13 protein-coding genes and 1 pseudogene are annotated in these 13,043 nt (G+C 70.5%); 9 read left to right on the top strand and 5 right to left on the bottom strand.

Going from position 1 to position 13,043, the window contains the following annotated elements; translation table 11 throughout:
- Position 1: 1 nt before the first annotated feature.
- From AYL44_RS11725 to AYL44_RS11715, 3 genes are read left to right on the top strand one after another with little or no spacing between them, the layout of a single operon-like run.
- On the top strand, positions 2 to 1,027 hold the full coding sequence (locus tag AYL44_RS11725; RefSeq protein WP_064003486.1) for a LacI family DNA-binding transcriptional regulator: 1,026 nt from the start codon (positions 2 to 4) through the stop codon (positions 1,025 to 1,027).
- A 10-nt stretch (positions 1,028 to 1,037) separates the two neighbouring features.
- Positions 1,038 to 2,252, top strand: a complete 1,215-nt coding sequence (locus tag AYL44_RS11720; RefSeq protein ID WP_064003485.1) for an amidohydrolase — start codon at positions 1,038 to 1,040, stop codon at positions 2,250 to 2,252.
- Positions 2,249 to 3,064, top strand: coding sequence for a hypothetical protein (locus AYL44_RS11715; RefSeq protein ID WP_064003484.1), 816 nt, complete (start codon positions 2,249 to 2,251; stop codon positions 3,062 to 3,064). Before AYL44_RS11720 ends, AYL44_RS11715 begins: the two co-directional genes overlap by 4 nt.
- On the opposite strand, the gene AYL44_RS11710 is transcribed toward AYL44_RS11715, so the two are convergent.
- The gene (locus AYL44_RS11710) at positions 3,058 to 4,128 is read right to left on the bottom strand and encodes a VanZ family protein (RefSeq protein ID WP_064003483.1); all 1,071 of its coding nucleotides are present in this window, start codon (positions 4,126 to 4,128) and stop codon (positions 3,058 to 3,060) included. The two genes, AYL44_RS11715 and AYL44_RS11710, sit on opposite strands and share 7 nt — an antisense overlap.
- A 62-nt stretch (positions 4,129 to 4,190) precedes the next feature.
- Between AYL44_RS11710 and AYL44_RS11705 the strand changes: the two genes are divergently transcribed.
- From AYL44_RS11705 to sufU, 4 genes are read left to right on the top strand one after another with little or no spacing between them, the layout of a single operon-like run.
- A complete protein-coding gene (locus tag AYL44_RS11705; RefSeq protein ID WP_064003482.1) occupies positions 4,191 to 6,245 on the top strand; it encodes an APC family permease in 2,055 nt (684 codons plus the stop codon).
- Between the two features lie 33 nt (positions 6,246 to 6,278).
- Positions 6,279 to 7,022, top strand: coding sequence for a hypothetical protein (locus AYL44_RS11700; protein ID WP_064003481.1), 744 nt, complete (start codon positions 6,279 to 6,281; stop codon positions 7,020 to 7,022).
- Between the two features lie 47 nt (positions 7,023 to 7,069).
- Positions 7,070 to 8,365 carry an aminotransferase class V-fold PLP-dependent enzyme gene (locus AYL44_RS11695; RefSeq protein ID WP_082886199.1) on the top strand — a complete coding sequence of 432 codons (1,296 nt, stop codon included), beginning with the start codon at positions 7,070 to 7,072 and terminating at the stop codon, positions 8,363 to 8,365.
- Entirely contained in the window at positions 8,362 to 8,823 is a 462-nt protein-coding gene (gene sufU / locus AYL44_RS11690; protein WP_064003480.1) for a Fe-S cluster assembly sulfur transfer protein SufU, read from the top strand. The genes AYL44_RS11695 and sufU overlap by 4 nt, the downstream gene beginning before the upstream one ends.
- A 150-nt stretch (positions 8,824 to 8,973) precedes the next feature.
- On the opposite strand, the gene AYL44_RS11685 is transcribed toward sufU, so the two are convergent.
- The 4 genes from AYL44_RS11685 to AYL44_RS14600 form a co-directional block, all read right to left on the bottom strand.
- Positions 8,974 to 9,942 (bottom strand): SRPBCC family protein, encoded by a 969-nt coding sequence (locus tag AYL44_RS11685; protein ID WP_064003479.1) that lies wholly within the window; start codon positions 9,940 to 9,942, stop codon positions 8,974 to 8,976.
- A gap of 26 nt (positions 9,943 to 9,968) precedes the next feature.
- Positions 9,969 to 10,316 (bottom strand): ArsR/SmtB family transcription factor, encoded by a 348-nt coding sequence (locus tag AYL44_RS11680; protein ID WP_064003478.1) that lies wholly within the window; start codon positions 10,314 to 10,316, stop codon positions 9,969 to 9,971.
- Positions 10,317 to 10,396: 80 nt separating this feature from the next.
- Positions 10,397 to 10,594 carry a hypothetical protein gene (locus AYL44_RS14605; RefSeq protein ID WP_157532668.1) on the bottom strand — a complete coding sequence of 66 codons (198 nt, stop codon included), beginning with the start codon at positions 10,592 to 10,594 and terminating at the stop codon, positions 10,397 to 10,399.
- A 45-nt stretch (positions 10,595 to 10,639) separates the two neighbouring features.
- Positions 10,640 to 11,056 (bottom strand): hypothetical protein, encoded by a 417-nt coding sequence (locus AYL44_RS14600; RefSeq protein ID WP_064003477.1) that lies wholly within the window; start codon positions 11,054 to 11,056, stop codon positions 10,640 to 10,642.
- A 289-nt stretch (positions 11,057 to 11,345) separates the two neighbouring features.
- Between AYL44_RS14600 and AYL44_RS11670 the strand changes: the two genes are divergently transcribed.
- Positions 11,346 to 12,149 carry a mechanosensitive ion channel family protein gene (locus AYL44_RS11670; RefSeq protein WP_157532666.1) on the top strand — a complete coding sequence of 268 codons (804 nt, stop codon included), beginning with the start codon at positions 11,346 to 11,348 and terminating at the stop codon, positions 12,147 to 12,149.
- Between the two features lie 184 nt (positions 12,150 to 12,333).
- Positions 12,334 to 12,953: pseudogene (locus tag AYL44_RS11665) on the top strand (DUF222 domain-containing protein); the annotation flags it as partial.
- Positions 12,954 to 13,043: the final 90 nt, after the last annotated feature.

Below are 13,043 nucleotides of genomic sequence, written 5' to 3'. Positions count from 1 at the left end.
CGTGACCGGGATCGACGACGTCGCCCGCGCCGCCGGCGTGTCGGCGGCGACCGTCTCCCGCGCACTCAGCGGGCGCGGGCGCATCTCGGATGCGACCCGCGCCCGCGTGCGCGCCGCCGCCGCCGACCTCGGCTACGTCGTCTCGGCCGCGGCATCCGCTCTCGCGACGGGCCGCGCGGCGAACATCGGCGTCGTGGTGCCGTTGCTGGACCGCTGGTTCTTCGCGAACGTCCTCGACGGGATCGCCAGCCGGCTCACCCCGCGCGGGTACGACATGACGCTGTACAGCATGAGCACGGACCGCGCGCAGCGCGACGGGATGCTCGACGTGTCGTTGCGCCGCGGGCGCGTGGACGGACTGATCGTGCTGTCGCTCACGCTCGCCGACGACGAGGTCGACCGTCTGCTGGCCCTGGACCTGCCGGTCGTGGGGCTCGGCTCCACGAACCGCCGGCTGCCCGCGCTGCGGATCGACGACGTCGCCGTCGCGCGCCTCGCGACCGAACACCTGCTGGCGCTCGGGCACCGCCGGATCGCGCACCTCGGCGCCGGGTACCCGGGAGACCCGGGCCTGGACATCCCGTCCCAGCGCCGCCACGGGTTCGATGCGGCGATGGCGGATGCCGGCATCCGCGACGCGCGCTTCGTCGCCACCGACTTCACGATCGACGGCGGCTACCGCGCCGCTCGCGCCCTGCTGCGGGAGGCGGAACCGCCGACGGCGATCTTCGCGGCATCCGACGAACTGGCGTTCGGTGCGCTCTTCGCGGCGCGGGACGAGGGCCGAGACGTCCCGCGGGACCTCTCGGTGATCGGCGTCGACGGTCACGAGATGAGCGACTTCTTCGGCCTCACGACGATCGCGCAGTTCCCGCACGAGCAGGGCGAACGGGCAGCGGACGCGGTCCTGGCGGCCGTGGACGGACGCACCGAACTGGGGGAGCTCTCGTTCCGGCTCGTCGAACGCACCTCGACGAGCGCCCCGCATGGAGGACTTGCTGAGAAATCGGGGTCTCCCGCGCCGTAGGCTCGAAGGTATGCCCCTCGATCTCGAAGCGATCTACACCGATCTGCACCGGCATCCGGAACTCTCGTTCCAGGAGACCCGGACGGCCGGCGTCATCACGCGCGAGCTCGCGGCGCTCGGCCTCGAGTACGAGGAGGGCGTCGGCCGCACGGGTGTCGTCACGGTCGTCCGCAGCGGCGACGGCCCCGTCGTCTGGCTGCGCGCCGACATGGACGGCCTCCCCGTCGCCGAGCAGACCGGACTCCCCTACGCCAGCACCGCCCGCGGCGTCGACCCGGCGGGGCAGGACGTGCCCGTCATGCACGCGTGCGGACACGACATGCACGTGACCGCGCTGCTGGGTGCACTCGAGAAGCTGCAGGCGACCCGCGGCGAATGGTCGGGCACCGTCGTCGCCGTCTTCCAGCCCGCCGAGGAGTACGGCGCCGGCGCGCAGGCGATGATCGCCGACGGCGTCTTCGACCGGTACCCGAAGCCCGACATCGTCCTCGGTCAGCACCTGACTCCGCTCCCGGCGGGGACGATCGGTGTGCGTCCGGGCACGCAGATGGCGGCATCCGACGGCATCACCGTCACCCTGCACGGCCGCGGCGGACACGGCTCGCGCCCGCACGCCACGATCGACCCCGTCGTCATGGCGGCGGCCACCGTCATGCGCCTGCAGACGGTCGTCTCGCGCGAGGTCGACCCGCGCGAGATGGCGGTCGTCACCGTCGGCTCGATCCACGCGGGCCTGAAGAACAACATCATCCCCGCTGAGGCGACCCTCGAGCTCAGCCTGCGCTACCCGAACGACGAGGCGCGCGCCGACATCCTCGCGCGCGTCGAACGCGTCGTCCGCGCCGAGGCGGCGGCATCCGGTGCCGAGCAGGAACCCACGATCTCGACCCTGCACTCCCTGCCGCCGACGATCAACGACGCCGACGCGACCGCGCGTCTGACCGCCGCGCTCGACCGCGCGTTCGGCGAGGGCACGGTCGTCGACCCAGGCATGTTCACCGGCAGCGAGGACGTCTCGTGGTTCGCCCGCGAGTCCGGCGCCCCGCTCGTCTACTGGTTCTGGGGCGGTGTCGACCCGCAGCAGTACGCGGATGCCGCCGCTGCCGGAACGATCTCGCGCGACATCCCGACGAACCACTCCCCCTTCTTCGCCCCCGTGCTGCACCCGACCATCGAGCGCGGCGTCGACGCCCTGACCGTCGCCGCGCGGGAGTTCCTCTCGTGAGCAACGACGACTGGCTGCCTTTCGCCCCCCTCGACCCGCAGGAGCACCGCGAGCCGGAGCGCCCCGAGAACCCGAACCGGGTCCCGATGATCCTCGGCGCCATCGCCGGTGTGCTGCTCGTGGCCGTGATCGTCGTGGTCAGCGCCTACCTGCTGCGAGCGACCGAGCCGACGACGGCGGCACCGCCCGCGGCGAGTTCACCGGCCGCGCCGCAGCCCGCGCCCTCGACGCCGCAGGAGCAGCCGCAGCCGTCCGAGACGCCCACGCCCGAGCCGCCGGCGGCGGCTTCGACGATCGCGCTGAACGGATCGGGCTTCACGATCACGTCCGAGGACGGCGAGTTCACGCACCGATGGGCGGATGACGCGGCCCCCGCGATCGCCGCGCTCACCGAAGCGTTCGGCACGGCGCCGGAGGAGGACTTCGTCAACGGCGACGCCGAGAACTGGGCGTACGACATCTACGTGTGGCCCGGCTTCCGCCTCTACGACGTCTTCCTCGGTGACGGCGGACGCTCGCGCAGCGAGGTGCCCGCACCGACCTGGGTCACCGTCGGTGCCGGTCTGCCGGCCGACGTGCAGGTCACGAACGAGTTCGGCGTCGCGGTGGGCGACACCATCGACCAGGCCCGCAGCAAGGGGCCGTTCGACGAGTTCGCCCTCACGAACGGGCGCCTCCGCCTGACCTACGGCGAGGGCCGCGGCACGTTCTACAACAACGGCAAGCGCGTGTTCAGCGCCTTCGTCGAGTCGGACGAGTCCGCGCAGAAGGTCGCGACGATCACGTACACGTTCCGCGCCCGCGGTCAGTGACCGTCGGCGCGGGCGGACTCTGACCGCGCGTCGACGAGGTCGCGGCCCGTCGCGAGCCCCGGCAGGCCGCGTCCGGCGCGCGTCGTGAACAGCAGCACGAACGACACGAGCGCGAAGAGGCCGACGAGAAGGCTCGTGTCGCCGAGGAGCTGCCCGAGCAGCAGGTATCCGCCGATGCCGGCCGCGAACCGCAGCAGGCGGGCCGCCCATCCGGGAAGCCGTCCGCCGTCGTAACGCAGCTCGACGGCGAGGTCGCCGACCGTGCGGCCGGTCACGAGGACCACGATGAGCCACAGCAGGATCGGGACCCATCCGGCGGCGAGATCGCCGAGGACGGCGTCGGCGACCAGGTCCTCCCGCCGGAGCGCGAACTGCAGGAAGAGCTGGACGACGGTGCCGGCCGCGCCGCCGACGATCGAGGCGCCGAGCAGGTCGCAGAGCACGGCGAGCAGCCGGCGCCCCCGCGTGACGGGGCGGGGCGCCCCGGCATCCGCTGTCTTCTCGAGTCCCCGCAGCCGCGTCGGGACGATGAGGCCGATCAGCGAGCCGACGAGCGAACCCATCGTGTTGGTCGTCAGGTCCCCCACGTCGAAGAGACGGTAGCCGCAGGGGAAGATGCCCCAGACGCCGGTCAGCTGGGTCAGCTCGATGAGCAGCGAGACCGCGAGCCCGGCGACGAGGGCGACGACGAGGCCGCGGCGCAGGGCGACGCGCAGCAGGAACCCGAGCGGCACGAACAGCAGCACGTTGAAGACGACCTGCAGCAGGCGGACGTCGGTGAGGGCCGCGCCGTCCGCGAAGGCGCCGACGACATCGTCGACGCTCGGCGCGAGGCTGAGCACCGCGCCCGCGCAGCGGTAATCGTCCGAGGTCGGCAGCGGCAGCAGGGTGTACGTCCACAGCGCCATGAAGTAGACGAGGGATGCCGCCCAGAAGGCCAGCCTGCCGAGGGTCAGGCGCCCGCGGCGCCGGTAGCTGACGGCCACGAGGGGCACGAACAGCAGCAGGCCTACAACGGCACCGAACAGGACCGCGACGACCGCGGGGAAGAGCTGTCCGGTCATGCCTGGAGTCTAGGGATAGGGCGGCATCCGCTTCGCGTTGCACTGCGTTCGCGGGAGGCGTAATGTCGCCCGCCGTGACCAGTGACAGCCGCGATCCGAACGCGGCCCCCTCCCCCGCCGTGAAGCGCATGCTGATCGGCGAACCCCTCGACACCGAGAAGCTCGACGGACAGCTCCTGCCCAAGAAGCGGGCGCTGCCGATCTTCGCCTCCGACGCGCTCTCGTCGGTGGCCTACGCGCCGCAGGAACTGCTCATGATCCTGCTGCTCGGCGGCACGGCGTTCATGGCCTTCGCGCCGCCGGTGGCGGCGGCCGTCGTGGTGCTGCTGGTCGTCGTGGTCCTCAGCTACCGCCAGCTCATCAAGGCCTACCCCTCCGGCGGCGGCGACTACGAGGTGGCCCGCACGAACCTCGGCGAGAAGGCCGGTGTCGTCGTGGCATCCGCTCTGCTCGTCGACTACGTGCTGACCGTCGCCGTGTCGGTCTCCTCCGGCGTCGACAACATCATCTCGGCGCTGCCGGCCCTCGACCCCTGGCGAGTCGAACTGGCGGTGGGCTTCGTCATCCTGCTGGTCATCGTCAACCTGCGCGGCGTGCGCGAGGCGTCGCAGGCGTTCGCGATCCCGACGTACGTCTTCATCGGGTCGGTCGCGCTCATGATCGTGACGGGTCTGTTCCGGTGGGCGATGGGGGATGCCCCCGTCGCCTCGAGCGCCGACTTCACCGTCGAGGCCGAGAGCCTGTCGCAGGTCGCCTTCATCCTGCTCCTGCTGCGCGCCTTCTCGAGCGGATGCTCCGCCCTCACCGGCGTCGAGGCGGTCAGCAACGGCGTCCCCGCCTTCCGCACGCCGAAGATCAAGAACGCGCAGACGACCCTCGTCCTCATGGGCGGCATCGCCATCGCGCTGTTCGCCGGGCTCACCGCCCTCGCCCTCATCGCGGGAGTGCACTACGCAGAGAACCCCTGCAAGCTGATCGGGTTCGACTGCGAGGCGGGACCCCAGCCGAGCCTCATGGCCCAGGTGGCCGCGGCCACGTTCGGCGGCGACTCGATCTTCTTCTTCGTCATCCAGGCCGCGACCGCGTGCGTCCTGCTGCTGGCGGCCAACACCGCCTTCAACGGGTTCCCGCTGCTCGGATCGGTGCTCGCGCGCGACAGCTACGCGCCGAAGGCGCTGAACTCCCGCGGCGACCGCCTCGTCTTCTCGAACGGGATGCTGATCCTCGGCGGCGCGGCGATCGCGATCCTCGTGGTCTTCCAGGCCAACCTGACCACCCTCATCCAGCTCTACATCATCGGTGTGTTCGTGTCGTTCTCGCTCGGACAGATCGGCATGGTGCGCCACTGGCGGCGCGAGCTGCGGCTGCTCAAGACCCGGCCCGCCGCGGCGCGACGCGAGGCGACGGCGGGACTCGTGATCAACTCGATCGGGGCGGCGTTCACCGTGGCCGTGCTCGCGATCGTGACGATCACGAAGTTCACCCACGGCGCATGGCTCGTCTTCCTGGCGATGCCGGTGCTCGCGTTCCTCATGATCGGCGTCAACCGCTACTACCGCGACGTCGAGCACGAGATCGAGATGGACGACTCCGTGAAGTTCGGCTCGTCGGGCGACCTCGCCATCATCCTCGTGGGCAAGCTGCAGAAGCCCGTCGCCAAGGCGATCGACTACGCCCTCGCCGCCAAGCACGAGAAGACGCTCGCCGTCCACGTGGCCGTCACGACCGACGACATCGCCGAGCTGAAAGCCGATTGGGAGTACCACCGGATGCCGGTGCCCCTCGTCGTCGTCGACTCGCCCTACCGCCACTACGCCGGGCCGCTCATCGGCTTCATCGAGAAGTACCGCGAGAAGCACGGACCCTCGGTCGTGACCGTCTACCTGCCGCAGTACATCGTCGGGCACTGGTGGGAGACACCCCTCCACAACCGCCGGGCCCGCCGCATCGCGCAGCAGCTGATGATGGTGCACGGCGTCACGGTGACGCTCGTGCCGTGGCTGCTCGACTCGTCCGAGATCGTCTACGGACGGCGTTCGCGACCCCTCCCCGGCGACGACCGCGGCGGCCGCGTCGAGCAGCGTCATTACGGTTTGGTAGAGCATTCCGAAAACTGATGGAAAAGGACACTGCACTGCCATGATGTGCCCATGGCAGAGTCCCGGCGTCCCCGCGCCCTCGTCCCGCTCCTGACGTTCGCGGGCGTGCTCGCCATCGCGGCCGTCTTCGCGATCGTGCTCCTGCTGAACCGGGCGCCGGTCCCCTCCGCCGCGCCGGGAGCAGGATCGCCGACGCCCGAGGCATCCACTCCGTCCCCGGCCGCGACCACGCCCGCGCCCTCGGAGACGCAGACCGAGGACCCGATGGCGAGCGAGGTCGTGCTGGGGGCGGGCGGCTTCACCATCGTCGCGGACGACGGGTCCGAGCTCTACGCCTACGGGTGGCGCGACGACGCGGAAGCGGCCGTCGCGGCGCTCACGGACGCGTTCGGCTTCGAGCCGTCGGAGTCGGTCTACGAGGGCGACGGCACGCACTTCCCCGACTACTCGTCGTACGTCTGGGAGGGGTTCATGTTCCGCGACATGATCGTCACGGAGGACGGCAAGCCGCGCGACGAGTACTTCGTCCCCTCGTACGTCTCGGTCACGGCGAACGCGGTGGGCGACGTCGCCGTCACGCCCGAGTTCGACCTCGCGATCGGTCTCACCGCCGACGACGTCCGCTCCCTCGGACCCGACCGCGAGATCGAGGGGGAGGGCGGCGACCCGCGTTTCTTCTTCGCGATCGATCGCGCCGACGGGCCGGAGGTGGACGCTTACTCGCTGTGGGTCAACACCGACCCCGCCGACGAGACGGTGGTCTCCATCACGTACCGCCCGTGGTCCGAGCTCTGAGCCCGGGCGACCGGCCCCGGAACCCCGCACCGGCGTAGCCTAGAAGGGTGACTTCTCCCGCCCTGTCCGAGACCGCGACGCTCGACGCTGCCCGGCTGCGCGAAGACTTCCCGATCCTGCAGCAGGAGGTGAACGGCCACCCGCTGGTCTACCTCGACTCCGGCGCGACGAGCCAGAAGCCCCGTCAGGTGCTGCAGGCCGAGTACGACTTCCTCACCCGCAGCAACGCGGCCGTGCACCGAGGCGCCCACACCCTCGCCGCCGAGGCGACGGACCTGTTCGAGGATGCCCGGGCCACGGTCGCGCGCTTCGTCGGCGCCCGCGACGAGCAGCTCGTGTGGACGAGCGGCGCGACGATGGGACTGAACCTCGTGGCGTACGCGATCGGCAACGCGACGCTCGGGCGGGGGGCACCGGCATCCGCTCGGTTCGCGCTGCAGCCCGGCGACGAGATCGTCGCGACCGAGGCGGAGCACCACGCGAACCTCATCCCGTGGCAGGAGCTCGCCGCGCGCACCGGCGCCGTGCTGCGCCACATCCCCGCGCACGACGACGGCCGTCTCAACCTGGATGCCGCGGCGCAGATCATCGGCGAGCGCACCCGGATCGTGGCGTTCTCACACGTGTCGAACGTGCTCGGGATCGTGAACCCCGTCGCCGAGCTCGTCGCGCTCGCCCGGGAGGTCGGCGCGCTGACGGTGCTCGACGCGTGTCAGTCCGCTCCGCACATGCGGCTCGACCTGCCCGCGCTCGGGGTGGACCTCGCGGTCTTCAGCGGGCACAAGATGCTCGGCCCCTACGGCGTCGGCGGTCTCTACGGCCGCAGCGACGTGCTCGAGGCGCTGCCCCCGTTCCTCACCGGCGGGTCGATGATCACGACCGTGACGCTGGACGAGGCGGGGTACCTGCCGCCGCCGCAGCGGTTCGAGGCGGGGACCCAGCCCATCGGTCCCGCGATCGGACTCGCCGCCGCGGTGTCGTACCTCGAGGATGCGGGCATGGCCGCCGTGCACGCGCACGAGGTGCGCCTCGCGGCGCGGATGCGCGAGGGGCTCGTCGACATCCCCGGCGTCCGCCTGCTCGGAGACGCCGAGGGCGCCGAGCGGGTCGGGCTGTGGAGTTTCACCGTCGACGGCGTGCACGCGCACGACGCCGGTCAGTACCTCGACGCGCAGGGGATCGCCGTGCGCGTCGGGCACCACTGCGCCGCGCCGCTGCACAAGCGGTTCGGGGTGACGGCGTCCGTCCGGGCGTCGGCCTCGCTGTACAACACCGACGACGACGTCGATGCGCTGGTGGATGCCGTGAGCGGCATCCGTTCCTACTTCGGAGTGGACGCATGAACGGTCTCGACTCGCTGTACCAGGAGCTCATCCTGGATCACTCGAAGCACCCGCACGGGCGCGGTCTGTCGCCCGAGGAGGGGCGGACGGCGAGCTCGCACCAGCACAACCCGATGTGCGGCGACGACATCACGCTGCGCGTCCGCGTCGACGACGCAGGCGAGCGCATCACCGACCTGTCGTGGGAGGGGTCGGGCTGCTCGATCTCGCAGGCGTCCGCTTCGATGCTCGCGGCGCTGATCGAGGAGGACGGCGGCGACGACGGACTCCCGCGGGAGGATGCCGTGAAGCTGATCGACGGCTTCCGCGAGGCGCTGCGCTCACGCGGTGCGATCCCGCTCGCCGAGGAGACCTTCGCGGACGCGGCGGCGCTCTCGGGGGTCTCGAAGTTCTCGGCGCGCGTGAAGTGCGCGATGCTCGCGTGGGTCGCGCTCGAGGACGCCCTCGCCCGCGCCTGAGCCTGACCTCGCGCCGCCGCGCGCGTGCCGCGGCGTGCGCGTGCGTCGGCGTGCGCGTGCGTGCCGAACGGTGGAGATCCTCGCGACACGCGGGCGCCGGCGGCGTGCCGGGCGGCGTGTCGGCGAGGATCTCCGCCGTTGCGCACCCGGTCAGGCCGCCTGCAGCACCTCCCGCTCGAGGCGGGCGTAAGAGGTCTCCATGCCGTCGGCCATGCCGGTCGCGAGGATCATGTCGCGCGTCTCGCGGTCGGGGTACTCGATGAGGAGCGTCAGCAGGGTCGCGCGGTCCTCCTCGTAGAACTGCAGGTCGTTCGTGGTCGACGGGCCGTCCATGCCGATCATCTTCTCGGTGCTGACCGAACGGCGGGGTTCGTCGTCGAGGAGGGTCGCGCCCTCGAAGCCGAAGCGGCTCTCGGGGTTTCCGCCCTCCTCCCACACGTACCGGTAAGTGTCGCCGACGACGCATTCGACCATCGACCACCCGTCGGGGCCCAGCATCCACTTCTTCAGGAGCTCCGGATCGTGGTGGGCACGCCACACGAGATCGCGGGGACCCTCGACGAGGCGCGTGATGCGCACGTGGGTGTCGTCGAGCAGTTCGACGTTCGTGCCCTTGCCCTGGAACCACTCGCGCAGGCCGTGGAGCACCGTGTCGAGCTGGTCCATCGCCATGCGGGAACCTTCGACCGCACCCATCGCGACGACCTGTTCGAGCGCCTCGGCGGAGGTGAAGTACGTGACGTTCGAGAGGCGCGAACCGCCGGCGGTCTCGGTGAACGAGAAGACCATGCGCATCGACGGGAACTCGGGGATCGGCTGTCCGTCTTCGTCGGCGAACGCGTCGAGCACCTCGAAGCTGCGGCCCTCGTCGATGGCGAGGAACTCCCACGTGCCACGGGATTTCTCGCCCTGCGGGCTCGTCATCGCGTACCGGGCGTGACCGCCGACCGTGAAGTCGAAGTCGGTGAAGGTCGCCGGCCAACCGGGAGGGCCCCAGAACCGCTCGAGCTGACGCGGCTGGGTGAACGCGCGCCACAGCCGATCGACGGGGGCGTCGACGTCGGCGATGAGCGTCATCGTGAGGTTCTCGGTGTCGGTGGTGACGTCGGTGACGGGCATGTCTCACTCCTTCGGTGGACGGTCGGTCAGTTCTCGGGTTCGGGTTCGGCCAGCAGCGCATCGAGGCGGTCGATGCGTGCGCGCCAGAGGTCTTCGTACTGCGCGAGCAGCGCGCGGGCACGGGCGATCATCGCGGGGTCCGCGCGGACGAGTCGCTCGCGCCCCTCCGCGCGCTTGACGACCAGCTCGGCCGCCTCGAGCACGGCGATGTGCTTCTGGACCGCCGCGAACGACATGTCGTAATCGGCGGCGAGTGCGGAGATGGACTGCTCGCGCTCGAGAGTGCGGCGCAGGATGTCGCGCCGCGTCGCGGTCGCGAGCGCGTGGAAGACGCGGTCGATCCGATCATCGCTGAGCTCCGTTTGTGCAACCATTTGGTTGTACGTTAGGGCAGCGGATGCCGGGCGTCAAGGGGCGGCGGCGAGGGAGCCGATGTCAGCCCGCCGCCATCGCCTCAGCGACCGAGGCCGACTCGATCGATCTTGCGGTGGTAACGCATGCCGGCGAGGCCCCCGAGGATCGCGCCGATCAGCGTGATCACTGCGGCACCGATGGCTGTCAGGATGCCCGTCGCGGTCACGGCCTCGGGGTCGACGGGGATCCGCGGGAAGCTGTCGAGATTGCCCAGGACGTCCCACTGGCTGCCTGCCACGGCCGTGACGACGGCGACGATGACGGCGATGGCGATGGCCCAGATCTAGACAGCGATCCCCTGCTTCGCCCCGCTGAAGCGGGCCATCCGACCGGCGACGTACCCGCCCGCGAAGTATGAGACGAGCAGGACGATGCCGAGGAGGACAGCACCCAGGATGCTGGCGGTTCCCGCATTCTGGGTGGCGGTTTCGGCGGCCTCCTCGGGGGCGGTGCCGGTAGTCGCACCGACCCAGGTCCCGGTCGCGGCGACGAGAGCGGTGAGCAGCACGGCCGTGCCCGTGGCGGTGAGCCAGCCGAAGAACGCCGACCCGAACTTGAAGCCGCCGAACTCCGCCTTCTCGCGCTGGAGGACGTCGTGATGAAGCGTGCGTTCGGGTCCGGACGCCTCTGACGCAGCCGGGGCCGTGGCGCCGCGGGCGGAAGGGTTCGCGTCGTCGCGATCGCGATTCTCGGTGCTCATGGGGCGAGGATCCACCCGGCTGCACCGCGGATGCCCAGGCTTGCGTGGTCCGCGCTTCGGGCGTCCTGTCCCGCCACCCTGCTGAGTCGCGTCGTCGCACGCGCAGCGCGTCGGATACCACCGCGAGGAACCCGCGGGCAATCCCTGCGGCACGCCCGACCCGTGGCAGCACACTTGTGCGTCAGCAGCGGACTTCGCCGCACCACACCCCTGAGAGTGTGCGCACTGAGGGCGCTCGCTCGGTCACCGGCAGCCGCAGATGCCGATGACGATCGTGAAAGGTCACATCATGAACATCGGCAACGCACTGGAGAACGGGCTCGCGGCCGTGGTGACATTCGTCCCACAGGTTCTCCTGTTCCTCCTCATCCTCATCGTCGGACTCATCGTCGCCAAGCTGATCAGTAAGGCCCTCGAGAAGCTGCTCGAGAAGGTCGGGTTCGACCGTCTCGTGGAGCGCGGCGGTATCAAGAGGGCCCTCGCCAAATCCAAGCTCGACGCCTCCGACATCGTCGCGAAGATCGTGTACTACGCCCTGGTTCTGTTCGTCCTGCAGTTCGCCTTCGGCGTCTTCGGCCCGAACCCCGTCAGCGACCTGCTGGAGGGCATCATCGCCTTCCTGCCGAAGATCATCGTTGCGATCATCATCATCGTGATCGCGTCGGCCATCGCCGCCGCCGTGAAGGGGCTCATTCAGAACACCCTGAGCGGGCTCTCCTACGGCAAGGTCCTCGCGAACATCGCCGCCGTGTTCATCATCTTCCTCGGCGTCACCGCCGCGCTGAACCAGATCGACGTGGCCACCTCGGTCACGACCCCCATTCTGATCGCCGTCCTGGCCATCATCGCGGGCGTCATCATCGTCGGCGCCGGCGGCGGACTCATCAAGCCGATGCAGCAGCGATGGGAAGCCATCCTGACGAAGGGCGAGGAGGAGGCTCCGAAGATCGCGCAGCACGCGAAGGGCGCACCGTCCGTCGCTGCTCAGGCGGAGGAGGCCACGCGCACCCTCCGGCAGCAGACGCAGCCGGCGGCCCCGACGCAGCCGGCAGCCCCGACGCGCCCGACCCCGCCGGTTCCGCCCCAGCCGTGAATGCTGAGGGCCCTGCCTCCCGGGCAGGGCCCTCAGGCTTTGTCGCGTCGAGCGTCCCGGCGCAGGCGGCCTGAAGACGGGGCGTCGACGGAGGCGAGGATTCTCGCCACCCGGGAGAGGATCCGTCCTGGCGGGAGTGGTTCCGTCAGGAATCGATGTCGGTGGTCCGTGGCAGAGTGCAGGTATGACGGATGCGGCGGAAACCCCCGGTGGCGAGGACTATCTCGCCACTCTGGCGGGCATCGTCGCGGACGTCGACTCGGTGGCTCGGCGGATTGCCGCCGCGCAGATCGACGAGCTCCGCGTGCTGGCCGCGGCGGGGCGTTTGGCGGAGGTGCAGACCGCGCAGCGGNNGTCGGCGGAGTGATGCGCGTCACCGATCGGACCGTGCAACGCCGGATCGGTGAGGCGCGGACGTTGATCGAAGGGTTCCCCGCAACGGTCGAGGCGTGGGAGCAGGGTCGGATCGTGCGTGGACACGCGATCGCGATCCTTGAGACCGGGACGAGCCTTCCCGCGGAGATGTGGGCGGAGTTCGAACAGATCGCGATCAGCCGGTGCGAACGGGACACCCCGAACCGGGTGCGAGGCGAGCTCGAGATCCTCGCGCATCGTATGCATCCCCGCTCGTTCGCGGAACGCCACGAGGAGGCCGCTGCTGGGCGATGCGTGCGGATCGTGCCGGGGCGGGACGGGATGAGCGACGTGATCGCGACCCTCTCGACGGTGATCGCGGAGGGCATCCACGACCGGCTCACGCAGCAGGCGCGGGCGATCATCGACACCCGCGACGAACGGAGTGCCGCGCGAGGCGGGGCTGGTGTCGCGTTCGGGGAAGCCGCCGCGACGCACAACGACAACGACAACGACAACGACAACGACAGCGAAGATGCC

This window comes from Microbacterium oleivorans (assembly GCF_001644225.1).
Classification (GTDB): Bacteria; Actinomycetota; Actinomycetes; order Actinomycetales; family Microbacteriaceae; genus Microbacterium; species Microbacterium gawkjiense.
Note: the sequence above shows the minus strand (reverse complement) of the source record. Positions and strands in the feature narration are given on the sequence as shown.

Excerpts from the sequence above, each read along its gene's own strand:
- AYL44_RS11720 (WP_064003485.1), top strand. The coding sequence starts at position 1,038 with ATGCCCCTCGATCTCGAAGCGATCTACACCGATCTGCACCGGCATCCG.
- AYL44_RS11705 (WP_064003482.1), top strand. The coding sequence starts at position 4,191 with ATGTCGCCCGCCGTGACCAGTGACAGCCGCGATCCGAACGCGGCCCCC.
- AYL44_RS14600 (WP_064003477.1), bottom strand. The coding sequence starts at position 11,056 with ATGAGCACCGAGAATCGCGATCGCGACGACGCGAACCCTTCCGCCCGC.
- AYL44_RS11685 (WP_064003479.1), bottom strand. The coding sequence starts at position 9,942 with ATGCCCGTCACCGACGTCACCACCGACACCGAGAACCTCACGATGACG.
- AYL44_RS11710 (WP_064003483.1), bottom strand. The coding sequence starts at position 4,128 with ATGACCGGACAGCTCTTCCCCGCGGTCGTCGCGGTCCTGTTCGGTGCC.
- AYL44_RS11700 (WP_064003481.1), top strand. The coding sequence starts at position 6,279 with ATGGCAGAGTCCCGGCGTCCCCGCGCCCTCGTCCCGCTCCTGACGTTC.
- AYL44_RS11670 (WP_157532666.1), top strand. The coding sequence starts at position 11,346 with ATGAACATCGGCAACGCACTGGAGAACGGGCTCGCGGCCGTGGTGACA.
- sufU (WP_064003480.1), top strand. The coding sequence starts at position 8,362 with ATGAACGGTCTCGACTCGCTGTACCAGGAGCTCATCCTGGATCACTCG.
- AYL44_RS11680 (WP_064003478.1), bottom strand. The coding sequence starts at position 10,316 with ATGGTTGCACAAACGGAGCTCAGCGATGATCGGATCGACCGCGTCTTC.